General features: G+C 72.6%; 20 protein-coding genes. 12 read left to right on the forward strand and 8 right to left on the reverse strand.

Going from position 1 to position 23,176, the window contains the following annotated elements:
• The first annotated feature begins 9 nt into the window (after window positions 1-9).
• On the forward strand, window positions 10-2,604 hold the full coding sequence (locus tag QOZ89_RS41460) for a Tex family protein (protein WP_397428946.1): 2,595 nt from the start codon (window positions 10-12) through the stop codon (window positions 2,602-2,604).
• A gap of 312 nt (window positions 2,605-2,916) precedes the next feature.
• Complete coding sequence (locus QOZ89_RS41465; RefSeq protein ID WP_071048861.1) at window positions 2,917-3,765, forward strand: L,D-transpeptidase family protein; 849 nt, start codon at window positions 2,917-2,919, stop codon at window positions 3,763-3,765.
• Between the two features lie 46 nt (window positions 3,766-3,811).
• On the opposite strand, the gene QOZ89_RS41470 is transcribed toward QOZ89_RS41465, so the two are convergent.
• Both QOZ89_RS41470 and QOZ89_RS41475 read right to left on the reverse strand, forming a co-directional pair.
• Window positions 3,812-3,940: a hypothetical protein gene (locus QOZ89_RS41470; RefSeq protein ID WP_274536529.1), complete on the reverse strand. Its 129-nt coding sequence runs from the start codon at window positions 3,938-3,940 to the stop codon at window positions 3,812-3,814.
• 539 nt (window positions 3,941-4,479) lie between these two features.
• Window positions 4,480-4,683 carry a hypothetical protein gene (locus QOZ89_RS41475; RefSeq protein WP_071048862.1) on the reverse strand — a complete coding sequence of 68 codons (204 nt, stop codon included), beginning with the start codon at window positions 4,681-4,683 and terminating at the stop codon, window positions 4,480-4,482.
• A gap of 254 nt (window positions 4,684-4,937) precedes the next feature.
• Here QOZ89_RS41475 and QOZ89_RS41480 point away from each other — a divergent pair, with 254 nt between their 5' ends.
• From QOZ89_RS41480 to QOZ89_RS41490, 3 genes are all read left to right on the forward strand, one after another.
• Window positions 4,938-5,693, forward strand: coding sequence for a neutral zinc metallopeptidase (locus QOZ89_RS41480; protein WP_312629652.1), 756 nt, complete (start codon window positions 4,938-4,940; stop codon window positions 5,691-5,693).
• Between the two features lie 159 nt (window positions 5,694-5,852).
• A complete protein-coding gene (locus tag QOZ89_RS41485; RefSeq protein WP_071048864.1) occupies window positions 5,853-6,827 on the forward strand; it encodes a beta/alpha barrel domain-containing protein in 975 nt (324 codons plus the stop codon).
• Between the two features lie 346 nt (window positions 6,828-7,173).
• Window positions 7,174-8,679 carry a VWA domain-containing protein gene (locus QOZ89_RS41490; protein ID WP_312629654.1) on the forward strand — a complete coding sequence of 502 codons (1,506 nt, stop codon included), beginning with the start codon at window positions 7,174-7,176 and terminating at the stop codon, window positions 8,677-8,679.
• Window positions 8,680-8,864: 185 nt separating this feature from the next.
• On the opposite strand, the gene QOZ89_RS41495 is transcribed toward QOZ89_RS41490, so the two are convergent.
• Together QOZ89_RS41495 and QOZ89_RS41500 are read right to left on the reverse strand one after the other, a co-directional pair.
• Complete coding sequence (locus QOZ89_RS41495) at window positions 8,865-9,140, reverse strand: GlsB/YeaQ/YmgE family stress response membrane protein (protein ID WP_071048865.1); 276 nt, start codon at window positions 9,138-9,140, stop codon at window positions 8,865-8,867.
• A 264-nt stretch (window positions 9,141-9,404) separates the two neighbouring features.
• Window positions 9,405-9,983: a TerD family protein gene (locus QOZ89_RS41500; protein ID WP_071048866.1), complete on the reverse strand. Its 579-nt coding sequence runs from the start codon at window positions 9,981-9,983 to the stop codon at window positions 9,405-9,407.
• Window positions 9,984-10,286: 303 nt separating this feature from the next.
• Between QOZ89_RS41500 and QOZ89_RS41505 the strand changes: the two genes are divergently transcribed.
• The 5 genes from QOZ89_RS41505 to QOZ89_RS41525 all read left to right on the forward strand — a co-directional run bounded on the left by QOZ89_RS41505 (window position 10,287) and on the right by QOZ89_RS41525 (window position 14,378).
• Window positions 10,287-10,700: a TOBE domain-containing protein gene (locus QOZ89_RS41505; RefSeq protein WP_116271518.1), complete on the forward strand. Its 414-nt coding sequence runs from the start codon at window positions 10,287-10,289 to the stop codon at window positions 10,698-10,700.
• A 98-nt stretch (window positions 10,701-10,798) separates the two neighbouring features.
• Window positions 10,799-11,695 carry a molybdate ABC transporter substrate-binding protein gene (modA, locus tag QOZ89_RS41510; RefSeq protein ID WP_083418627.1) on the forward strand — a complete coding sequence of 299 codons (897 nt, stop codon included), beginning with the start codon at window positions 10,799-10,801 and terminating at the stop codon, window positions 11,693-11,695.
• A 436-nt stretch (window positions 11,696-12,131) separates the two neighbouring features.
• Entirely contained in the window at window positions 12,132-12,962 is an 831-nt protein-coding gene (locus QOZ89_RS41515) for an ABC transporter permease (RefSeq protein ID WP_071048868.1), read from the forward strand.
• Window positions 12,959-13,717, forward strand: coding sequence for a sulfate/molybdate ABC transporter ATP-binding protein (locus QOZ89_RS41520; RefSeq protein WP_071048869.1), 759 nt, complete (start codon window positions 12,959-12,961; stop codon window positions 13,715-13,717). The genes QOZ89_RS41515 and QOZ89_RS41520 overlap by 4 nt, the downstream gene beginning before the upstream one ends.
• Window positions 13,718-13,832: 115 nt before the next feature.
• Entirely contained in the window at window positions 13,833-14,378 is a 546-nt protein-coding gene (locus QOZ89_RS41525) for a hypothetical protein (RefSeq protein WP_071048870.1), read from the forward strand.
• 31 nt (window positions 14,379-14,409) lie between these two features.
• On the opposite strand, the gene QOZ89_RS41530 is transcribed toward QOZ89_RS41525, so the two are convergent.
• The 4 genes from QOZ89_RS41530 to QOZ89_RS41545 form a co-directional block, all read right to left on the reverse strand.
• Window positions 14,410-14,721: a putative quinol monooxygenase gene (locus QOZ89_RS41530; protein ID WP_071048871.1), complete on the reverse strand. Its 312-nt coding sequence runs from the start codon at window positions 14,719-14,721 to the stop codon at window positions 14,410-14,412.
• A gap of 179 nt (window positions 14,722-14,900) precedes the next feature.
• Window positions 14,901-16,541, reverse strand: a complete 1,641-nt coding sequence (locus tag QOZ89_RS41535; RefSeq protein WP_083418628.1) for an AMP-binding protein — start codon at window positions 16,539-16,541, stop codon at window positions 14,901-14,903.
• Complete coding sequence (locus QOZ89_RS41540) at window positions 16,538-18,370, reverse strand: AMP-binding protein (RefSeq protein ID WP_083418629.1); 1,833 nt, start codon at window positions 18,368-18,370, stop codon at window positions 16,538-16,540. The genes QOZ89_RS41535 and QOZ89_RS41540 overlap by 4 nt, the downstream gene beginning before the upstream one ends.
• A 45-nt stretch (window positions 18,371-18,415) precedes the next feature.
• Window positions 18,416-19,921 carry an ABC transporter substrate-binding protein gene (locus QOZ89_RS41545; RefSeq protein ID WP_083418630.1) on the reverse strand — a complete coding sequence of 502 codons (1,506 nt, stop codon included), beginning with the start codon at window positions 19,919-19,921 and terminating at the stop codon, window positions 18,416-18,418.
• Between the two features lie 359 nt (window positions 19,922-20,280).
• Between QOZ89_RS41545 and QOZ89_RS41550 the strand changes: the two genes are divergently transcribed.
• Both QOZ89_RS41550 and QOZ89_RS41555 read left to right on the forward strand, forming a co-directional pair.
• Window positions 20,281-22,083 carry an N-acyl-D-amino-acid deacylase family protein gene (locus QOZ89_RS41550; protein ID WP_241841724.1) on the forward strand — a complete coding sequence of 601 codons (1,803 nt, stop codon included), beginning with the start codon at window positions 20,281-20,283 and terminating at the stop codon, window positions 22,081-22,083.
• 727 nt (window positions 22,084-22,810) lie between these two features.
• Window positions 22,811-23,176 (forward strand): transglycosylase family protein, encoded by a 366-nt coding sequence (locus tag QOZ89_RS41555; protein ID WP_071049824.1) that lies wholly within the window; start codon window positions 22,811-22,813, stop codon window positions 23,174-23,176.

A 23,176-nucleotide genomic window follows, 5' to 3' on the forward strand; every position in this document is an offset into this window, starting at 1 on the left:
GGATCCCAGCTGTCCATCGAGGGCCGCATCGCCGGCGAGCTCGGGGTGCGCGAGGCGCAGGTCGCGGCGGCCGTCGGGCTGCTCGACGGCGGCTCGACCGTCCCGTTCATCGCCCGCTACCGCAAGGAGGTGACGGGCACCCTCGACGACGCGCAGCTGCGCACCATCGAGGAGCGGCTGCGCTATCTGCGGGAACTGGAGGAGCGGCGGGCGGCGATCCTGGAGTCGATCCGGTCGCAGGGCAAGCTGGACGACGCGCTCGAGGCGCAGATCAACGCGGCCGACTCCAAGGCGCGGCTGGAGGACATCTACCTCCCCTACAAGCCGAAGCGGCGCACCAAGGCGCAGATCGCCCGCGAGGCGGGACTGGAGCCGCTCGCCGACGCGCTGCTGGGCGACCCGACGCTCGACCCGGCGGGCACCGCCGCCGGGTACGTCGACGCCGAGAAGGGCGTCGCCGACGCGGCGGCGGCGCTCGACGGCGCCCGCTCGATCCTGGTCGAGCGGTTCGCCGAGGACGCGGACCTCATCGGCGAGCTGCGCGAGCGGATGTGGACACGCGGCCGGCTGGTCTCCAAGGTCCGCGAGGGCAAGGAGGAGGTCGGGGCCAAGTTCTCCGACTACTTCGCCTTCGACGAGCCGTTCACGTCGCTGCCGTCGCACCGGATCCTCGCGCTGTTCCGCGGCGAGAAGGAGGAGGTCCTCGACGTGGACCTCGACCCGGAGCCGGAGGACGCCGACGTGACGGCGCCCGCCGGGCCGTCCGGGTACGAGACGAAGATCGCCGCCCGCTTCGACGTCGCCGACCAGGGCCGGCCCGCCGACCGCTGGCTCGCGGACACGGTCCGGTGGGCGTGGCGCACCCGCGTCCTGGTCCACCTGGGCATCGACCTGCGGCTGCGGCTTTTCCAGGCCGCCGAGGACGAGGCCGTCAAGGTGTTCGCCACCAACCTGCGCGACCTGCTGCTCGCCGCGCCGGCCGGCACCCGCGCGACAATGGGCCTTGACCCGGGCTACCGCACCGGCGTGAAGGTCGCCGTCGTCGACGCCACCGGCAAGGTCGTCGCCACCGACACGATCTACCCGCACGTCCCGGCGCGGCGCTGGGACGAGGCGCTGGCGACCCTCGCCCGGCTGTGCGCGGCGCACAAGGTCGATCTGATCTCGATCGGCAACGGCACCGCGTCGCGGGAGACCGACAAGCTCGCGGAGGAGCTCCTCCAGCGCGTGCCGGAGCTGAAGCTCACCAAGATCGTCGTTTCGGAGGCCGGCGCGTCGGTCTACTCGGCGAGTGCCTATGCCTCCCGAGAGCTGCCGGAGATGGACGTGTCGCTGCGCGGCGCGGTCTCGATCGCCCGCCGGCTGCAGGACCCGCTCGCCGAGCTGGTCAAGATCGACCCGAAGTCGATCGGCGTCGGCCAGTATCAGCACGACCTGAGCGAGGTCAAGCTGTCCCGCTCGCTCGACGCCGTCGTCGAGGACTGCGTGAACGCCGTCGGTGTCGACGTGAACACGGCATCCGCGCCGTTGCTGACCAGGGTGTCCGGTATCGGCGCGACTCTCGCCGACAACATCGTCGCGCACCGGGACGCCACCGGACCGTTCCGGACCCGCACGGCGCTGCGCGAGGTGCCCCGGCTCGGGCCGAAGGCGTTCGAGCAGTGCGCGGGCTTCCTGCGCATCCCGGGCGGCGACGACCCGCTGGACGCCTCCAGCGTGCACCCCGAGTCCTACCCGGTGGTCCGGCGCATCCTGACCGCCACCAGCACCGACATCCGCGGGCTGATCGGCAATGCCGGCGCGCTGCGCACCGTGAAGGCGACGGACTTCGTCGACGACACCTTCGGCCTGCCGACGGTGACCGACATCCTCGCCGAGCTGGAGAAGCCCGGCCGCGACCCGCGCCCGGGCTTCAAGACCGCGACGTTCGCCGAGGGCGTCGACGAGATCAAGGACCTGGTCGCCGGCATGGTGCTGGAGGGCGTGGTCACCAACGTGGCCGCGTTCGGCGCCTTCGTCGACGTCGGCGTGCACCAGGACGGCCTGGTGCACGTCTCGGCGATGTCGAAGTCGTTCGTGCGCGACCCGCGTGAGGTCGTCAAGCCGGGCGACATCGTCAAGGTCAAGGTCCTCGACGTCGACATCCCACGCAAGCGGATCTCGCTGACCCTGCGGCTCGACGACGAGGCCGCCAACCGGGCGAGCTCGGGCGGCGGCTCCGCGGCGCGGCCCGCCGGCCAGGGCGGCGGGCGGGACGCGCGCGGCGGTGGCCCGCGCGGCCGGGGCGGCGCCGGCCAGCCCGGTGGCGACGCCCGCGAGAGCGGGCGCCCCGGGGACCGCGAGCCCCGTGGCGGGGGCCGCGGCGGCGACAGCCGTGGTGGCCAGCGCGATGGCGGGGGTGCCGGGCGTGGCGACACGCGCGGCGGCGCCGGTGCCCAGCGCGGCGGCGGTGCCCAGCGCGGCGGTGGTGGTGGTGGTGGTGGCGGCGGGCGCGGTGGCCAGCGGGGTGGGCGTTCGGCGCCCCCGCCGACCGGCGCGATCGCCGACGCGCTGCGCCGCGCCGGCCTCGTCGACGAGAACGGCGTCCCCCGCACCGGTCGCTGACCGCAAGCACCTCCGCCCGAGCCGTAGGCGCGGATACCCGCCCCGCTGCCCGTTCGGCGGCCCGGCCCGGCTCACACCCGGCCCGGGCCGCCGAACGGCGGGGATCGGGGTGTCCCGGCGGGTCGCGCCGGAACGCCACGCGGGCCCAAGCAGACGACGACGCCCCGTAGTCTTCGCGAGGCGAGCGGTGAGGCGACGGGCGGGAGGGTCGGAGCGGTGCTGCGACGGCGAGACGACCAGGCGGCGACGGCCCAACCGACCGGATGGGGACGACCGCGCGCCGCCGGATCACGCACCAGGCGTCGAGCCGGCATGCCCGTCGCGCTCGCGGTCGTCGCGGCGCTCGGCGCGCTCGCGACCGGCTGCGGGAAGAGCCACGACGAGGCCAGGCCGGCGGCGCGGCTGGGCACGACGGCGAGCCCGCCACGGCCGTCGGCCACGACGGGCGCCGACGACGGTCTCGACCCCGCGCATCTGCCGAAGGGATGGAGCCTGGTCGCCTGGCCCCAGGACCGCGACGTCCCGATCTTCGCCGAGCGGGCGCCCGAAACCGGGACTGCCGACGGCTCCACCGCCCCGGCGTCGGTTCCGCCTTCGGACTCGCCGCCGACCGGCGCCGCCACCGAGAAGGCGGCCACCCGCACCCTGGCCAACCCGAACGCGCAGGGCGCGCCGCTGGCCCTGCTCGTCGAGCACTACGACGCCGACTGGTTGCGGGTCTCGCTGCCGGTGCGGCCGAACGGGACGAGTGGCTGGATCCGGCGGCCCGGCGTCCGGCTCATGGCGACTCCATACTCGCTCACCGTCGACCGGACCCGCCACGAACTCACCGTCTTCCAGAACGGGAAGCCGGCGCGGGTCTACCCCGTCGGCATCGGCACCGGGAGCACGCCGACCCCGGCGGGGCGTTTCTACCTGGCCGAGCTGCTGAAGCCCGCGAGCCCGGCCGGGCCGTGGGGACCGTACGCTTTCGGCCTTTCCGGCTTCTCCGACGTCGTCACCACCTTCAACGGGGCCGACGGCATCATCGGGCTGCACGGCACCAACCAGCCGGAACGCGTCGGCACCGACGTCAGCATGGGCTGCATTCGGCTGCGTAACGAGGACATCACCGAACTCGCCGACCTGCTTCCGGTCGGAACACCGGTCACCATCACCTGACCTCGCCCGCTCGCGCCACGGGCCAGGTGGGAATGCCCCCGGAGGCTCATCTCTCGGTGAGAATGAAGTTGTAGAACAGCGAGATCGGCCAGAGCACCGTCGCCACCAGCGCGGTCAGCAGGCTGGACGCGAAATGGTTGTCCCACCGGTCCACATGCCAGTAACCCTGGTTCACCGCTATGATCAAGCCAATGACTAGGTATACAAGCGTCGCGAGCGACGCCCTCGTGTAGCTACGAACCGCGACCATCGTCACTCCCGGAGCCTCATAATGTGGCTTGTTCCCGGAAATTACCCACAATCGACCAGCCCTACACCCCCGAGGCACGATGAGCCGGGCGGAACCGGACCACGCGAGCACCGGCCCGGCAGGCGTCCTGCCGGGCCGGGGTCGGTGTCGCCGGACTGACGGGGCGACGGGGCCGCCGCGGACGGGTCCCAAATCGGTACGGTCGCGGCGTGCGTACGAGATGGGCAGCAATTGCCGCTATCACGGTCTCGGTGCTTTTGTCGGGGGGCAGCCTGACCGGCTGCCAGTTCGAGGATGTGGGCACGTCGGGCACGACGCCGGCCGGCGGCAGCGCGGGCCCCGATCCCGCCCGCGGCGGTACGGAAACCTCGCGGGCGCGATCCGGTTCGTCTCCGGGCCGATCGGCTGCCCCGGCAGCCCGGACACGACCCGCACCGTCAATTTCGGCGGGGGAGAGAAGCTGCTCAGTTGCTGGTGAGAATGAACGTGTAGAACAACGCGAGCGGCCAGAGCACGGTGGCGACAATGCCGGTGAGCAGGCTGGACAGGAAATGGCCGTCCCAACGGTCCGGATGCCAGTAGCCCTGGTTCACCGTGATGATCAGGCCGACGACTAGATAGATAAGTACCCCGACGGTCGTTCTTTTGTACGTCCGAGTGTCGGCCATCGATTCTCCCCACCGGAAAGGCCATGCGGGCGGTCGCCCCCGGGCTGGAAATTACCCACTATCGGCAGTCCTACACTCCCGAGGCACGATGAGTCGGGCGTCACCGGACCCGTGAGCGCCTGCCCGCCAGGCGTCCTGTGGGGCCGAGGTCGGTGTCGCCGGGCCGACGGGGCCGCCGCGGACGGGTCCCAAACCGGTACGGTCGCGACGTGCGTACGAGATGGGCGACAATCGCCGCTATCACGGTTTCGGTGGTGTTGTCGGCGGGAATGCTCGCCGCTTGCCAGCCGGGGGGCACCGCGACGGCGGACCCGACGGCGGCGGCGACAGCCGCGGGCGGCGGGACCAGCGCCGAGTGCGGCGGCTCCGCGGACACCCCCGACGGTGCCCTCAAGGTCGTTACAGGGCCGATTGGCTGCCCCGGAGGCGCCAACACGTTCTGGTCGCAGAAGCTGGGCAGCGGCTGGACTGTGCCACGCTTCCTCGAGTACCACGACGGTGAGATCCCGCAGGACGAGTGCGGGGCCCAGAGCAGGGACCCGGACGACTTCGCCAGTAACGCGTTCTACTGCAGCCTCGACGACACGGTCGCCTACAGCGCCGAGTTCATGGCCGAGCTCTCCAAGCAGGACACCGCCTACCCGATGCTGGTGCTCATGCATGAGCTGGGCCACCGGGCGAGCGCGCTGACCAACCGGGTCGGCGTGGTGTCCCGCTCCGAGGAGAACCAGGCCGACTGCCTCGCCGGCGCGGAGGCGAAGTTCACCCAGGACGCCGGCCGGCTGCCGCTCGGCGACGTCGGCAAGGGCGCACTGCTGTTCTTCAGCCTCGGCGACGACGGCGGCAACTGGTTCGCCTCGGAGGCCAACACCCAGGAAGGCGCGCACGGCAACCCGACCCAGCGCACCGCCGCCTTCTCCACCGGCTACTTCCGGGGCCTCGACCACTGCTTCGACATCGGCAAGTCCGCCGACGGCGGCCTCTCCCTCATCGACAGCCTCTTCGGCTGACCCAGCCGACGGCTGGCCTGGGGAGGGCGCCGGACGCCCTCCCCAGGCTGCTCCGGTCTCGGGCTCGTCGGGCATCCGGTGGCGCCAGGCAAGATGGAGGCGCCACCGGCGGACGCCGGTGCCGGTCGGCCGCCGAGGCGGCCCGGAAGGGGCGGACGCATGCCGGCGCTGTGCGGGATCGACCTGGAACACCCGGTCATGAACGCGGCCGGCACGGGCAAGTCCCTCGAGGACGTGTCGGAACTCGCCCGCTCGGCCACCGCCGCCGTCATGGTCGGATCGATCACGGTCTCGGCCCGGACGGGCAACTCCGGGGCCACCTACCATGCCGGCGATGGCTTCTCGCTCAACGCGCTCGGCCTGCCCAACCGGGGCCTGGACTACTACCGCGAGCACCTGCCCGCGATGGCACGCCTCGCGCACGACGCCGGCAAGCCACTGGTGCTGAGCATCGCCGGCTTCTCCGTCGGGGACTACGCCCAGGCCGCCGCGGCGGCCGCGCCAACCGGCGTCGACCTGCTGGAACTCAACCTCGCCTGCCCCAACGTCTGGGACGGCGGCGCCCAGAAGCGCATCGCCTGTTTCGACCCGGGCCAGACCGCGGCGATCTGCGCCGCCGTCGACGACGTGCTGCGCGCCGTGCCGGCCCCGATCCCCTACGGGGTGAAAGTCTCGCCGTTCTCCGACCCGGAGGCGCTGGCGAGCCTCGCCGACGTGATCGGCAAGCTGGCCACCGGCACGACAGGCGAAACCGGCGCTATCGGCGAAACGGGTGCCACGAGCGGGGCAGGGCGCGGCGGTCCGCGCTATGTCTGCTCGACCAACACCTTCCCGAACGCGCTGGCCTTCGACGGCGCCGGGCGGCCGGTGATCGGGGTGGAACTCGCCGGGCTCGCCGGTCCGGCGCTGCGTCCGGTCGCCCTCGGCCAGGTCCGGCAGCTGCGCCAGCTGCTACCCGCGGACGTCGAGATCGTCGGCGCCGGTGGGGTGACGACCGGCAGGGACGTCGCCGACTTCCTGCGCGCCGGCGCCAGCGCCGTCCAGGTCGCCACCGCCTACTGGAACCGCGACGGCGACCCAGCCGTCTTCGGCGAGATCGCCGCCGACTGGGCCGAGAGCGCCGCCGACGACTGACATCCGACCTCGAACTGTGGCGGATGGGCGGGTCTATGGACGGGCTGAACTGACACACTTCACCGCGCTGCCATCAATGTGTGTCGGATGGGCGAGCCCATAGACGGGCTGATCTGCCACAGTTCGCGCTCGCGGCGGTAGCCCGGCCGGGTGACACCCTCGCGATCACGTCGGCGGCCCAGGCGAGGACCCCGACCCGCGCTCGCCCACGCGTCTCCGACCTTCTCAGCGGCGCACGGTCTGCCGCGATGACGGCGCACGCCGCCGAGGTTGGGTCACGCTCTGAGGTGAGAGGTCCTGGACCGGCCTGCGCGGCCGTTCCCGGACGGGGAGCAATATTGCGCGTGTGGAGTTGACCAAAGGCGCGAATGCCGCACTTCCGGACAGGTTGCTCGAGATCACGGTTGGCTGGCGGCCGGCGGACGCCGGCAGCGCCAACACCTCGTTGGATGTCTGCGCGCTGCGGCTGGGAGCCAACGGTAAGGTCCGCGAGGACACCGACATGATCTTCTTCAACGCGCCCAGCAGCCCGGACGGGTCGGTCCGACACATCGGACGCACGCCGGACGGAGCCGCCGAGGTGGTCACCGTCGACCCGACCGCCCAGCCGGCGGACGTGCAGTCGATCGTCGTGACCGCGACTATCGACGTCGTCACCCCACAGCTGACGTTCGGCGGCCTGGGAGTCTGGGCGAAGGTAAAGGACCTCAGCAGCGGTACGGAGGTTGCCAGCTTCGACCCGCCGCGGCTGGGGCCGGAGAAGGCGCTGGTCGTCGTCGAGCTCTACCGGCGCGCCGATGCCTGGAAGATCCGCGCCGTCGGCCAGGGCTACGCCTCTGGCCTCGCGGGCCTGGCGACCGACTACGGCGTCGACGTCGGCGGCGATGAGGACATCTCCCCGCCCATGCCGGCCGCGGCTCCGGTGCCAGCGCCGCCGGTCGCGTCGGCGCCCTCGTTCGCCACCCGGAAACCAGCCGCACAGCCCGGACCCGCCGCGGCCTCCGCTCCCGCGACGCCCGCGGCACCCAACGGAGCCGCGGAGCCCGCGGTGGCCAACGCCGCGGACCTTCCGTCGACCGGTGACGCGAGAATCGACATGCGCAAGCGGCTCGACCTGCGCAAGAAGACCGTCCAGACGGTCCTCACCAAGCAGGGCATCGCCGGCCGGCAGGCACGGGTCGCGCTTGCACTCGACGCCAGCGGGTCGATGCGCGGCCTCTACAAGGCGGGCACGGTCGCCCGCGTCGTCGAACGGGTCGCGGCCGTCGCGGCGACCATGGACGACGACGGGACGCTGGATGTCTGGTCCTACGCGACGGAGCCGCTCGCGCTCCCGCCGCTGCGCGTCGACTACCTGGCCGACTGGATCCCGCTCTATGTGCGGATGCGCAAGGCGACGACCGGCCAGGGCGGCGCGGACGCGACGCTCGCCCGCGAGCAGGCGGCGCGGGCCGCCGGCTGGCCGATCCCGAACTGGGACGGCATCGGCGGGCAGAACGAGGAACAGAAGGTGATGACGCTCGTCGTCGAGCACTTCGCGCCCCTCTCCTCGCCACCGCCGGCGCTGGTGCTGGTGCTCACGGACGGCGGCCTCTACCGCGACCGGCTGATCGCCGACCTGCTGCGGCGGGCCGCTGGCCTACCGATCTTCTGGCAGTTCATAGGGGTCGGAAAGGCGCAGTACGGCATTCTCGAGAAGCTGGACGCACTTTCGGGCCGCCTCGTCGACAATGCCGGGTTCTTCGCGGTGGACGACCTGGACGCGATCGACGACGAGGCCCTCTACCGCCGGATGCTTGGTGAGTTCCCGGCCTGGCTGCGCTCCGCCCGCGCCGCCGGAATTCCGGTCTGACAGGATCGTTCCCCACCTGGCATCGTCGCCACCCGTTGCCTGTCATTCCGAAACGCCGCTCGGGGTGTGGCCGTCGGCCACACCCCGAGTCCGTGCAACGCCTCATGCTCCCGTCAGAATCTGCCCGGCGGGGCGGACGGGCCGGCACCGTCGGATTTGCCAGTGACCTAGCGTTCACCAGTGGCCTAGCGCAGCGCGCGCCCCCGCCGGGTCGCCCGGACAACCAGCACCAGAATGATGGCACCAATGATGGAGCCGATGATGCCCGAGGGCTGCAGCGCGCCCTCTCCGAGGTCCTTGTCGAACAACACGTAACCGAGGAAACCGCCGACGAACGAGCCGGCGATACCAAGCAGGATCGTCGCCAGGATGCCCATCGGGTCCGGGCCCGGCACCAGCAGGCGGGCAACCGCGCCGGCGATGAGGCCGAGGATGATCCAGGAGATGATAGTGACTAGCACGGGAATCCCTCCGGCGGGAGACAGTCGATCGCTTGCTATCTACCTCGCCCCGTGCTTCCCAAACAACGACAAGGAAGACAATCGGCTGACAGATCCGACTCGGCGCCTTGGCCGCCGGGCGGTTCAGGTGACTCGAGCGACCGCGACCGCGACAGGGCGGCGCTGGCATGGATGTCGTACCTCCGCCGCTTCCACGGTCGCAAGTCGAGGTCGCGCCCCGGAGCGCCGAAGGCCGCGCGCGGTAGAGCGCGCGCTGCCTCCGGGTCAGACGTCGAAGCCGAACTGGCGGGCGATACCGGCGAGGCCGTCGTGCCGGCCCTGGCCGAGCGCGCGGAAATGCCAGCCCCGGTCGTCGCGGTACAGCTCGCCGAAGAGCATCGCGGTGTCGGTGGCCGCGTCGGTCGTGAGGTCGTAGCGGGCGAGCTGGACACCCCGGACGGCGTCGACAACCCGGATGAACGCGCGCTGGACATGCCCGAAGTCCTGGCGACGGTAGTCGGCGTTGTGGATGGTGACCGCGAAGACGACCCGCTCGACCGTGGGGGGCAGCGCGTCGAGCTGGACGTCGATCTGCTCGTTGTCGCCGTCGCCCTCGCCGGTGAGGCTGTCGCCGCGGTGGGTGATCTCGCTGTGCGTGCTGGACAGGTTGTTGAAGAAGACGAAGTAGTCCCGGGACACGATCCGGCCGTCGGCGCGCAGCGCGAGCGCGCTCGCGTCCAGGTCGAAGTCTTCCTCGGAGCCCCGCGGGGCAGGATCCCAGCCGAGGCCGACGGTCACGCGGGTGAGGTCCGAGCCCTCTTTGGTGAGCGCGATGCTGGCGCCCTTGGTGACGTCGACGGTCATCGACGGCTTACCCCCACAGAGCAGGGGCCGCCGGGGACGCGAACGAGGCACACCAGCCGGGCCAGAGGCGGGCGAACGTCGCTGTCGCGCCTCCTTCGGCCGGTTCGGATCAGGGAAACCTGGTGGTACCAGGCAACCACACCCGGGTGGGCCCGCGGAGCCGGATGGTCGACTCCGCGACCCCGGCGATGGCGGGTGTCGGCCGGCATCGGTTCGCGCCGCGGCCGCGGCCGGCCACACCGGTTCGCATCCGCGGCGCGAACTGGCAGGCAGCCCCGCTAATGCGTCGGTATGGTGACCACCGTGCCGAACTTTCGGATCAGCGAGGCCGCCGCGCTGTTAGGGGTCAGCGACGACACAGTGCGCCGGTGGGCGGACAGTGGTCGGCTGCCGACAGTCAGGGACGACGCCGGCCGCCAGGCGATCGAGGCGACGGAGCTGGCCCGGTTCGCGAGCGAGGTCAGCTCGTCGAACGAACCGGCGCTCGGCCGGGCGCCCATCGCGGGCGAGTCGGCCCGGAATCGCTTCCCGGGGATCGTCACGCGAGTCCTGCGCGACGGCGTGATGGCCCAAGTTGAGCTGCAGTGCGGCCCCTACCGGGTGGTCTCGCTGATGAGCCGGGAGGCGGCCGACGAGCTGGGGCTGGAGCCCGGAGTGCTCGCGGTCGGGGCGGTGAAGGCGACCAACGTCGTCGTCGAGCTGCCGGTCAGGCGGTAGGCGCGCAGCTCCGGCGCGTGTCGGTGGTGACAGCACAGTCACTCGGCATCGCCGGCCGGATCGGCCGGCCGGCCTCTTCTCGGACAGGTGGGGGCAAAATGATCAGATCGTGGGTTGACGCGAGACGTCGGGCTGCCGGCCCGGCGACGGACGAGCCGTTACGGCGGACACGGCGGGGTCGCGGCGCACTGACCGTGTTCCTGGCCGCCACAGCACTGGCGCTGAGCGCCGCCGCCTGCGGCGACGACACGACCGGTTCGGGGACGTCTGCCGCGGCGTCGACGACCGCGTCGGCGTCACCGACGAAGGACCCGGTGGCGACGCCGGTGACGGTGTTCGCCGCCGCCTCACTGACCGAGACGTTCACCGCGCTCGCGGACCAGTTCGAGGCCGCGCACCCCGGCGCGGATGTGAAACTCAACTTCGCGGCCAGCTCCGCGCTCGCCCAGCAGATCATCGCCGGTGCCCCGGCCGACGTGTTCGCCTCCGCGAGCAACGCCACCATGAAGCAGGTCACCGACGCGAAGCTGACCGCCGCCACTCCGACGGTCTTCGTCCGCAACAGCATGGAGATCGCCGTCCCGCCGGGCAACCCGGCGCACATCGCGAGCCTCGCCGACCTCGCCAAGCCCGGCGTCAAGGTCGCCCTGTGCGAGGAGAAGGTGCCCTGCGGCGCCACCAGCCTCGCGGCGCTGAAGAAGGCCAATGTGACGGTCAAGCCGGCGACCCTCGGCCAGGACGTGAAGAGCGTGCTGTCGCTGGTCCAGCTCGGCGAGGTCGACGCGGCACTGGTGTACAAGACCGATGTCGCCTCGGCCGGTGACAAGGTCCTCGGCGTCGAGATCCCGGACGCCCAGAACGCCTCGACGGACTACCCGATCGCGACGCTGACCGGCGGCGACCACCAGGCCACCGGCAAGGCGTTCGCCGACTTCGTCCTCTCGACCACCGGCATCGACGTCCTCGGCAAGGCCGGCTTCAGCAAGCCTCAGTGACCCAGCCATGACAGCTCCCGGAGCCGGCGCCCGCGGCCCCGCTGATCCGCGGGCCGTGCCGCCCGATCGAGGCTCGGCGAAGGCGCCCGCGCGCGGCGGCGCCGAGCCCCCAGCCCGGCGGCCGTCCGACGGCAGACCGTCGGACGCCGGGTTGTCTGGCGGAAGGCCGTCCGATGGCGGCCCGTCCGGCGGCGGACCGTCCGACGGCAGGCCGTCTGGCGGCGGACCGTCGGAGGCGGGGTTGTCTGGAGGCGGGGCGGTGTCACGCGATGGCGGGGCCGCGGCCTCGTCATCGGACCACGTGCCGGCGCTGGCCGCACACGGCTCCACGGGAGAGAACGACGGGTCACCCCGGGCCTCGGCCGCCACGCCGGCGGTCGATGCGCCGGCACCAGGCCGTAGGCACGGACCGGCCCGCCGGCCTCCGAACCGGCGGGTGCGCCGGGGACGCGGCCGGCGGGGCGGTGGGCTGCCATGGCCGCTGGTCGTGCCGGCGGCGCTCGGCGCGTTGCTGCTGCTACTGCCGCTCGTCGGGCTGGTGTGGCGGGCGCCGTGGGACAGCCTGCCGAGGTTGCTGCGCGAGGCGGACGTCCGCGAGGCGCTGTGGCTGTCGATCCGCACGGCAACCGTGGCGACGGTGCTGTCCCTTCTGCTCGGCGTTCCGCTGGCATGGCTGCTCGCGCGGGTGGAGTTCCCCGGGCGGGGGCTCGCCAGGGCGCTGGTGACCCTGCCGATGGTGCTGCCGCCCGTCGTCGGCGGCGTGGCATTGCTGCTGGCCGCGGGCCGGCGCGGCGTCGCGGGGCGCTACCTGTACGAGGCGTTCGGCGTCAGCCTGCCGTTCACCACGACTGCCGTCGTGGTCGCCCAGACGTTCGTCGCGATGCCGTTCCTCGTCGTTGCCGTCGAGGGCGCGCTGCTGAGCGCCGACCGGCGTTACGAGGACGCGGCGGCGACGCTCGGCGCCTCACCCTGGTACACGTTCCGCCGGGTGACCCTGCCGGCGGTCGCGCCGTCGATCGGGGCGGGCGCGGTGCTGTGCTGGGCGCGGGCGCTCGGCGAGTTCGGCGCGACGATCACCTTCGCGGGCAGCCTCCCCGGCACCACCCGCACGATGCCGCTGGCCGTCTACTCGGCGATGGAGAGCGACTCGGATGCGGCGATCGCGCTGTCCCTGGTCCTGCTCGTCACCTCCGTCGTCGTGCTCGCCGCCCTGCGCGGCCGCTGGCTGCCCGCGGCGCGGGACGCCGTCAGCCGGGCGGCCGTGTGACCGTCCAGGAGGGCGCCGCGGGGCTGCGGGCGCGGGTGGTCGTCAGCCGCGAGGCGTTCACCCTGGACGTCGCGCTCGATGTCGCGCCGGGTGAGGTCGTCGGGGTGCTCGGGCCGAACGGGGCCGGCAAGAGCAGCCTGCTCGCGGCGCTCGCCGGGCTGCTGCCCCTGCGCGACGGCCTGGTGGCGCTCGACGGCGAGGTGCTCGACGACGCGGCGGCCGACCGGTTCGTCGAACCGCGCCACCGGCCCGTCGGCGTCGTCTTCCAGGACTATCTGCTGTTCAGGCATATGTCGGTGCGTGACAACGTCGCCTTCGGCCTGCGTGCCCGTCGCCTGACCTCCCGTCGCGACGCGCACGCCGCGGCAGACGCCTGGCTGGACCGCATGGGCCTGGCCGGCTTCGGCCCGCGCAGGCCGGCGACCCTGTCCGGCGGCCAGGCCCAGCGGGTCGCCCTGGCCAGGGCGCTCGCCACCGGCCCCCGTCTGCTGCTGCTCGACGAGCCGCTCGCCGCGCTCGACGCGACCACCCGCGTCGATCTGCGTGCCTTCCTGCGCGCGACGCTGCCCGCGACCGGCGCCGCCGTCCTGGTTGTCACCCACGACCCCACGGACGCGGCCGGCCTCGCCGACCGCGTGGTCATCCTCGACGCCGGCGCGGTCGCCGCCGAGGGCAAGCCCACCGATCTCGCCGAGAACCCGCCGACCCGCTACGTCGCCCAGCTCTTCGGAGCCGCCGAGCCTGGACCGCGGTAGGCACCGCCAGCGCGGCGGCAGACGCCCACCGCACCGTGTTGAGGGCAGGTCCCCACCGGCTGGAAACCAGGCAGCGCCGTGTCGAAGCCGGCTACGCTGCGCCGAGGAGGCGCGAGTGAACGAGGTTTTCCGGTCCTATCTCGACCCCCCGTTCCGCTACGTCTTCTCCCAGGGCCCGGCGCGAGTCCGCCACCGGGTGGACGCCCAGCGTGACGGGCTCAACTGCGTCACGCTGGCCCACCTGGTGATCCGTGACCTGTTCGGCTATGTCCTTCCCGCCGAGTTCCAGTCCTTGGAGCTGTTCTACGACCTGGATCGCTTCGAGCCGGTCCCGGCCCTGGCAGAGCTGCGGGCGGGCGACCTCGTGTGGCTCGGCACGGACCAACCACGCGTGTGCCTGGAGGAGTTCGTGCCGCGCTACCAGGACGGTGAGCTGCTGAACTTCGGGGACTTCCCCGTCAACCACGTCGCCGTCTGTACCGGCATCCGCGCGGCCGGCCACGACCTGCTGCTGCACGCCAGCCCGGTCGAGGGCACCACCGCCCTGTGGCCGCTGCACCGTTTCCGCGGCCACGCCAGATACCGCGTGATCTACGCGATCCGCCGCCTGCGCCAGGATTTCCGCTCTCAGAACGGAGGCGCGGCGCAGAGGCATGCCTGATCAGGCACGGCCCCAAAGGGATGGACGCCGGCTAGGGGCGCAGCTGGCCCTGCTCGGGGGTGCCGGCGGGGAGGGGGGTGAGGATCGCGAGGTCGAAGGCGCCGTCGGTCAGGCCGTCGAGGCGCTTGGCCATCTCGGCGAGGGCGGGCGAGCCGGAGTGGGCGGCAAGCGCCGCGTCGTCGGCCCACTCCTCGATGAAGTAGAACTTCCCGGGCGTCTCATGCACCGAGTAGAGCTTGCAGCCCGGCTCCTGGTGCACCGCCGGGACGGCGTCGAGCAGGGCCGAGCGCACCTCGTCGACATGCTCGGGCTTCGGGACGACGCTGGCGACGATGACGGGCATGGAAGCTCCTCTTCGCGATGGCACGGAACCCGCCGCGCCGGGTGATGACAGGACTGGGCCCGGCTGGGCCGGGACGGATGGCGGCAGGACGGGCCTGGCGGCGGGCGGGTGGACCTCGGTCCGGTGCCTCCGTTTGTACCGCGACTCCGCGGGGCGACGCTCGGGCTTGTGGCGCCCGCTCAGTTGACCTGGCGGGCGGTCGTGGACCAGTAGCGGGCGCGCAGCGTCTTCTTGTCGGGCTTGCCGAGGGGGCTGACGGGGATCGAGTCGGTGAAGTCCACCGTCTTCGGCGCGTGGTGGGGGCCCTTGCGGTCGCGGACGAGCGCGGTCAGCTCGGCGGCGAGCTCGTCGTCGGGGACGGTGACGCCGCGGCGGCGCACGACGACGGCCTTCACCGCCTCGCCCCACTTCTCGTCGGGGACGCCGATGACGGCGGCGGCGGCCACCGCCGGGTGCGCGGACAGGACGTCCTCGACCTCGCGCGGGAAGATGTTGAAACCGCCGGAGATGACCATGTCCTTCTTGCGGTCGACGATGTAGAGGTAGCCCTCCTCGTCGCGCCGGGCGATGTCTCCCGTGTGCAGCCAGCCATACCTGAACAGCTCGGCGGTCTGCTCGGGCAGCTTCCAGTAGCCGCCGCAGTTCAGCGGCCCGCGCACGCAGATCTCCCCCGGCTCGCCGTCCGGGACCTCGTTGCCGTCGTCGTCGAGCAGCGCGACCCGTACCCACGGCACCGGGCGGCCGCAGCTGGCCAGCCGCTCCGGCCGGGACAGGTCGTGCTCCTCCCTGCGCAGCACGGTGACCGTCATCGGTGACTCGGACTGGCCGTAGTACTGGAAGAAGACCTGGCCGAACCGGTTGATCCCCTCCGCCAGCCGGGCCGGCGACATCGCGGCGGCGCCATAGTAGATGGTGCGCAGGCTGGAGACGTCGGCGGTGGCGAGCTTCGGGTGATCGAGCAGCACGTAGATCATCGTGGGGACCAGCATGGTCGCGCTGATCCGGTACTTCTCGATCGCGTCGATCACCGCGCCCGGCTCGAAGCCGGGCAGCACCACCAGGCAGCCGCCGCGCAGCAGCACCGGGATGAAGAACGCCGCGCCGGCGTGGCTGAGCGGGGTGCACATGAGGAAGCGCGGCTCGTCGGGCCACTGCCACTCGGTGAGCTGGATGTGCGTCATCGCGGCGGCGTTGCGGTAGGTGCCGAGCACGCCCTTCGGGCGGCCGGTGGTGCCGCCGGTGTAGGTCAGGCCGCCGACGTCGTCGGGGCCGACCGCCGGGGCGCGCAGCGGCGCCGGGGTGAAGCCGGGGGCGAGCGCGAGCAGGTCGGGCCCCAGGTCGGTCGGGCCGAACGTGAGGACCTGGCGCAGCGTCGGCACCCGCTCCAGGTACACGGCGGCACGGTCGGCGAACTTCTCGTCGACGACGAGCGTCTCGACCTCGGCGTCGGTGAGCACGTAGACGTGGTCGTCGACGGAGCCGAGCGGGTGCAGCGACGTCGAACGGCAGCCGGTGATCATGTTGGCGCCCATGGCGAACAGGACCTCGGGCCGGTTCGGCGCGAGCATCGCCGTCCGGCTGCCGACCCGCAGGCCGACCGAGGCGTAGGCCTGCGCGTAGCGGCTGATCTCGGCGGCCACCTCGGCGGCGGTCAGCGCGAGGTCGCCGATGTAGACGGCGGGCTTGTCGGGATTGCGCCCGAGCGCGGCGATGAGCAGGTCGGGCAGGAACGACGGCCGGTAGAGGTCGCCCGACTGCGGAGCCTGGGTCGCGGCGACGGCCGCGGGCGCGCTGCCGGACGTCTCGGCGGTGGTGGTCACGCGTTCGCCTCCTCGGGGGCGTGGGCCGCGGCGGCCCGCGCCTCGGCCGCGGCGGCCTCGTCGGACAGGCGCCGCGCGGTCGTCCGCCCCCAGACCGTGTCCGGCTTGCCGGCGGGGTTGCGGGCGATCGCGTCCACGATGTGGATCTCCTTGGGAACCTTATAGCCGGCGACGTGCACGCGGGCATGAGCGAGGAGCTCCGCGGCGGTCGTCGGCCCGCCGGGCGGCGCCGCCGCCCGTGACGGTGATGGCGCCGTCGCCGTCGCCGACGCGCGCAGCGCGACCAGCGCGACCACCCGCTCGCCGTACCGCTCGTCCGGCACGCCGACGACCGCGACGTCGAAGACCGCCTCGTGCGCCTTGAGCGCGTCCTCGACCTCGTCGGGGAAGACCTTCTCGCCGCCGGTGTTCACCACCGTGCTGCCGCGCCCGAGCAGCTGGGCGGTGCCGTCCTCGTGGGCCAGCGCGAGGTCGCCGGGCACGACCCAGCGCACGCCGCGGGCGTCGCGCAGGAACGTCGCGTCCGTCTTCTCCTTGTCCTTGTAGTAGCCGAGCGGAATGGCGCCACGCCGGGCGATCCGTCCCGGCTCCGGCGAGCCCGGCGCGACCGGCTCGAGGTTCTCGTCGAGCACGGCCGTGTCGGGGGTCAGCTGGAAGACGCGGCGCCCGCCGGCCGCGCTGCCGTTGTGGCCGAACTCGGAGGCGCCGTAGGAGTCGAGCAGGAACACGTTCGGCAGCGCGGCGGCGAGGTCGTCGCGGACCTGGCCGGACATCGGCGCGCCCGTGTTCGAGAACGCCAGCAGCCCGGACAGGTCGTACCGGCCGGGGGCCGCCTTCAGCGCGTCGGCGAGCGGCCGGGCCATCGCGTCGCCGACGACGGTCATCGACGTCGCCCGCTCCTCGGCGGCCAGGCGGAGCACGCCGTCGGCGTCGAAGTGGCGGCCGCACCAGAGCACCGCCGTCCCGGCGGTGCCGACGCTGATCAGCAGGCTCAACTCGGCGGCGCCGTGCATGAGCGGCGCCATGACCATGTACTTCAGCGGTGGGTTCGCGGTGTGGGCGAGGGTGTCGGCGAGCGCCCGCGGCTCCGACCCGTCCGGCAGCGGGCGGCCGATCGCCGCATGGAACAGGTCCTCATGGCGCCACAGGACGCCCTTGGGCATGCCGGTGGTGCCGCCGGTGTAGAGGACGAACACGTCGTCGCCGCTGCGCGGGGCGCGCACCGGGCCGCCGTCGGCCGGCTCGTCCTCATAGCCGATCACCCGGATCCCACGGTCGGCGAGCGCGCCGGCGGAGCCCGCGAGCGCGCCGATCCCGCCGTCGTCGGCCGGGTCGGTGCCGTCCTCCAGGACGACCAGCACGCGCAGGTCCGGCGCGTCGGCGAGGATCTCGGCGACGGTGGGCAGGTAGCGGCGCTCGACCACCATCGCCGTCAGGTCGGCGTTGGTAATGAGGTAGCGGAGCTCGGCCGGCACGTAGCGGAAGTTGATGTTGATCGACGAGGCCCGCAGCTTCATGCAGGCGAACATCGACTCGACCCACTCAGCCCGGTTCACCGCGTAGATCCCGACATGCTGGCCGGCGCGCACGCCGGCCCCGCGCAACAGCCGGGCCGCCCGGTCGACGCGGGCGTCGAGCTCGCCGAACGTCAGCCGGACCGGCGGGGCCACCAGCGCGAGCCGGTCGGGCACCGCGTCCGCCATCAGTTCGAGCATGTCCGCGAAGTTGATCGGCCCGGTGCCCGGCCTGGGCTCCGGCCCGGTGCCCAGCCTGGGCTCTGACCCGGTCTCCGGCTGGGTCTCCGGCCCGTGCTCCGGCTCGCTGCTCACGTCACCGCTCCAAAGTAGATCATGCCGATGTCCACCCGGGACCGCTCAGCCGGAGACGTCGGTAAAGGGGTTGGCGAGCGTCACGACGTTCTTGTCGTCGCAGTTGAAGAAGCCCTTGTTCGGGCCGGTGGCGTCCTTGTCGTAGACGAAGCCGTCCGGCGTGACCTTCATCAGCAGGTAGCAGTTCGTGGTCTTCTGCTGGCCGGCGACGAGGTTGCGCTCCGGGTAGAGGCCGCCGGCGGTCCAAGCGCTCTCGGCGCCGGCCTTGCCGAGCACGCAGTCGGCGGTGAGGTCATCGCCGCAGGCGGTCGCCGACTTGGCCCACAGCACCCAGGCGTTGAGGGACAGCGCGGTGAAGTCGGTGAGCTTCGCGTTCGGCACGGTCGCGTGCACGAGGTCGACGGCCTCCTGGGCCACCGGGCTCTGCGCGGCCAGCTCCCAGGGGACGTGGTCGAGCACGACGTAGGTCGTCGGGAACTTCGTCGCCTTGGCGGCCTGGATCGTCAGCGGGTCGTACAGCTGGTTCTCGAAGATCATGAACTTGAGCGACAGGCCGACGTCGTTCATCGCGGTGACCAGCGGCGACGGGTCCTGGAGGCCGATCGGCTGGTAGCCCTGCACGCCCTTGTTCTTGAGCTGCTCGACGAACGGGCGGAAGTTCGTGACCAGCGGCGGCAGCTCCTGGTAGTCGGCCACGGTGAAACCGAGCTGGGTGAGCCCCTCCTGCAGCCGCAGGCCCTGCGGGCGCAGCGTCCCGAGCGTGCTGCCGCCGACGCCGAGCGCCTTCATCGCGTCCGGGTACAGGCGGGCCATCGACTGGAAGCCGCCGACGGGGTAACGCGCGGCCGTGTTCGGCTGGGCGCGCACCTGCAGCTTGGCGTTCAGCGCCTCCGGGGAGACGCCGTAGGCCGGGACCGAACCGAGCTTGCACTCCTCGCGCGGCTGGACGCCGGGGGCGTCGACGGCGTTGCCGCCGCCGACGATCATGAAGTCGGTCTGGCAGGCGTCGATCATGCGCGCGGCGACGTCGGTCAGCTTCCCGTCGTGCTTGTTGAGGACCAACTGGCGGCCGTTGATGCCGCCGGCCTTGTTGCACCAGGCGACGAACGCCTCGCCGACGTCGAAGAACTCCTGGCCAAGACCCGGGGTGATGGTGCTGCCGGGGTCCCCGAAGGTGCCGATCGTGATCGACGTGGCGGTGACGCCGCGGCCGGTCGCCTTCGAGGCGGTGCCCGGGCCGCAGATGCCCTTCTCGGTGCCGAAGTCGCCGGGAGCGGCGGCGGGCGCCGACGTGGCCGGGGCCTCTGAGCCGCCACCGCCCGTCTCGGTCTCGTCCGATGAGCGGGTACAGCCGGCCACGATGACCAGCAGGGCGCTGGCGGCGGCGAGAACCGGCGCGAGTCGTGCGCGCCGGCGGCCGACCGGGAGGCCAAAGGGCGTGCGAAAATGATCTTTCTTCGCACGCCCGGCCGGGGTTCCTGCCGGATCGCGAAGCGATCTGGTAGGTCCGGTTGTCCCGAGGAACATCGGGAGGACGTGTCTGCGGGCCATCGGACCTCTCCGTCGTCAGTCCTGCGGTCGTGTTCGGTCCAGCGGTCTGTTCGTGTCTGGGGCGTCCGCCGGCCGGTACGCGTCAGCGGGCGGTCGCGACGGCCCGGAGGCCCGCGCCCGTGGTCGCGGCAATACTCCCTGGTGACGTGAGCGCCGCCACAGACTAGAACAGGTTCCCCTCCGAGCGAAAGCGATCCAGCGACTTCCTGACCGTTCGTCAGGGCACGGTCGACCCGTCGGCGCACGTCGGTGGCCAGCGGCCGGGGGCGGTGCACAGGCTTCCACCCAAGAACCTGACGGGTCGTCAGGTTCAGAGCTAATGTCGGGACGTCGCGTGGGAGGAGAGCGCAGTGCTCGACATGGTCGTGCGGGGTGGGCTGCTCGTCGACGGCACCGGGGCGCCAGCACGCGCCGCCGACGTGGGCGTGCGGGACGGGCGGATCGTGGCGGTCGGCGCCCCAGGCAGCATCGGGACCGCCGAGGCGCCGGCCGGCGGGGTGACCGTCGACGCCACCGGCCTGGTCGTCTCCCCCGGGTTCATCGACGTACACACCCACTACGACGCCCAGCTGTGGTGGGACCCGTACGCCACACCGTCGAGCCAGCACGGGGTGACGACCGTCCTCGGCGGCAACTGCGGCTTCACCCTGGCCCCGCTGCGCCCGCGCGGCGCCGGGCCCGGCGGCGCCGGCTGGCAGAGCGGGGATGGCGGGCAGGGCGGGCAGGGCGGGCAGGACGAGGCCGACTATCTGCGCCGGATGATGGCGCGGGTCGAGGGCATGCCGCTGGAGGCGCTCGAGTCGGGTGTCGCCTGGGGCTGGGAGTCCTTCGCCGAGTACCTGGACGGGCTGGACGGCCGGATCGCCGTCAACGCGGGCTTCCTGGTCGGGCACTGCGCGCTGCGCCGTTACGTGATGGGCCCGGCGGCGGTCGGCTCGGCCGCGGGGGATGAGGCGGTCGCCGCGATGGCCGCCGGCCTGCACGCCGCGCTCGAGGCAGGTGCGCTGGGCCTCTCCACCACCCTGTCCGGCACCCACAGCGATGGGGACGGCCAGCCGGTCGCCTCCCGCTGGGCGGACCGGGGCGAGCTCACGGCGCTCGCCAGGGCGGTGGGCGACCACGAGGGAACGGTCCTGGAGGGCATCGTCCCGGGCTGCCTGAACATGTTCAGCGACGACGAGATCGAGCTGCTCGCCGAGCTGTCGGCGGCGGCCGGGCGGCCGCTGAACTGGAACGTGCTGACGATCGACGCCGCCGCGCCGGAGCGGGTGCCGCGCCAGCTCACGGCCTCGGCGCGGGCCCGCGAGCTGGGCGGACGGGTGATCGCGCTGACCATGCCGACGCTGGTCCCGATGAACATGAGTCTGCGGACGTTCTGCGCCCTGCACCTCATCCCGGGCTGGGGCGAGGTGATGGGCCTGTCCCTCCCCGAGCGGATCGCGGCCCTGCGAAACGCGGACGTGCGGGAGCGGATGCTCGCCGCCGCGGACGCGCCGGAGGCCGGCGTCCTGCGGCGCCTGGCGGACTTCGGCCGCTACGTCATCGGAGACACCTACTCCCCCGCGAACGAGGGCCTGTCCGGGCGGGTCGTCGACGACATCGCGGCCGAGCGCGGCCAGGACCCGTTCGCCACCCTGGTCGAGATCGCCGCCGCCGACGAGCTGCGCACCGTGCTCTGGCCGATGCCGACCGACAACAACCCCGAGTCCTGGGCGCTACGCGCGCAGACCTGGGAGCACGAGGACGTGCTGCTCGGCGGCTCCGACGCTGGCGCCCATCTGGACCGGATGGCCGGCGCCCCCTACCCCACCCGTTTCCTCGGCGACTGCCTGCGCGGGCGCCGGCTCGTCGGCCTGGAGCGGGCGGTCGCGATGATTACCGGCGAGCCCGCCGCGGCGTTCGGCCTGCGCGGGCGCGGCGTCGTCGCCGAGGGCAACGCCGCCGACCTCATCGTCTTCGACCCGGCGACGGTCGACTCCGAGCCCGCGCGGCTCGTGCGCGACCTGCCGGCCGGGGCCGCCCGGCTCACCGCCGGCTCGGTCGGCGTCACCGCCGTCTTCGTGGGCGGCGTCCAGATCGTCGCCGACGGCCAGCCGACCGGCGCCACCCCCGGCACCCTGCTGCGTTCCGGCCGGGACACCACCACCGTCGCGACCCGTTAGTGATCCTGGGGACAACGGCCGCCGGGCGTGCGAAGGAAGATCATTTTCGCACACCCTTTGGCCCTCTAGCCCGGCGGCCGGCCTGGCTGACCCCGCGGCCGGCCTCGCGCAGCACCGACAACCAATCCGGTCCAACTGCCCAAAGACCGCCGAAGGTGGTGGAACGTGCCGCCTGGGCCTGGCCCAGGAAGTCGCGCGAAGGCGCCCGCCAAATCAGCCTAACAACGTCGATGTCGGATGGCGGGTTTTCGCTGTGGCGCTCGTCACAGACATTGACGGGGGGTGGCGGGTGGATAGACGGGGCGCGCAGGTCGGTGGTGACCCGGTCACCCTGGTGAAGTATTGCCACGCGGCGGCGGCGGCCGAGTGCGCGGGGCGACGATTACCGACCCGTTTCCCGGCCGGGCGGTATTTGTTTTCGGCTTCCAATGCCGGTGATGCGGGTCACGTTGTTTTCGGGGTTTGCCAGGCGCCCGGGCTGGCTGTCATGGTGTTTGCAGTGCCCGATCGGGGCACACGCCGGGCGGGACGCCGTATCACTGCCCCCGCCACACGGCGCACAGGCTTCGGACCCGATGGCAGGGACCGGAGACGGACCGTCGGACACCGTCCACACGTGTCACGGCCAGCGCAGCCCTTTTCGTGGTTTCCCGCCGAACCTTTTCCTGCGGCGGTGGACTGCCGCGCGTGTCCGTCTTCGTAGGCGTGGGAAAGGACCAGAAGACTCTTGGCTCGTCGTGGCATCTCCAACCGCGTCCGCGCGCTCGTTCTCGGCCCCGCCCTCGCCGCCGCCGTCGGCACCGGCCTCGCCGTCACCACGCCCGCCCACGCGGCCAGCCACCCTGCCTCGGCCCAGCGGTTCCTGTCCGCCGTGATCCCGTGCGAGTCCGGCGGCAACCCCCGCGCGGTCAACTCCATCGGCGCCGGTGGCCTCTTCCAGTTCCTGCCGTCGACCTGGCACGGACTCGGCGGCGCGGGACTGCCCCAGAACGCCTCCAGCTCCGAGCAGTGGGCCAAGGCCGTCAAGCTCTACAACCAGCAGGGCACCAACCCCTGGTACGCCTCCAAGGCCTGCTGGGGCAAGCGAATCTGA

Source organism: Pseudofrankia coriaricola (assembly GCF_032027725.1).
Lineage (GTDB): Bacteria > Actinomycetota > Actinomycetes > Frankiales > Frankiaceae > Pseudofrankia.

Coding starts and splice junctions, on each gene's coding strand:
- modA (WP_083418627.1), top strand. CDS start 10,799: ATGATCAGATCGTGGGTTGACGCGAGACGTCGGGCTGCCGGCCCGGCG.
- QOZ89_RS41545 (WP_083418630.1), bottom strand. CDS start 19,921: ATGGCCCGCAGACACGTCCTCCCGATGTTCCTCGGGACAACCGGACCT.
- QOZ89_RS41465 (WP_071048861.1), top strand. CDS start 2,917: ATGCCCGTCGCGCTCGCGGTCGTCGCGGCGCTCGGCGCGCTCGCGACC.
- QOZ89_RS41500 (WP_071048866.1), bottom strand. CDS start 9,983: ATGACCGTCGACGTCACCAAGGGCGCCAGCATCGCGCTCACCAAAGAG.
- QOZ89_RS41485 (WP_071048864.1), top strand. CDS start 5,853: ATGCCGGCGCTGTGCGGGATCGACCTGGAACACCCGGTCATGAACGCG.
- QOZ89_RS41550 (WP_241841724.1), top strand. CDS start 20,281: ATGGTCGTGCGGGGTGGGCTGCTCGTCGACGGCACCGGGGCGCCAGCA.
- QOZ89_RS41475 (WP_071048862.1), bottom strand. CDS start 4,683: ATGGCCGACACTCGGACGTACAAAAGAACGACCGTCGGGGTACTTATC.
- QOZ89_RS41530 (WP_071048871.1), bottom strand. CDS start 14,721: ATGCCCGTCATCGTCGCCAGCGTCGTCCCGAAGCCCGAGCATGTCGAC.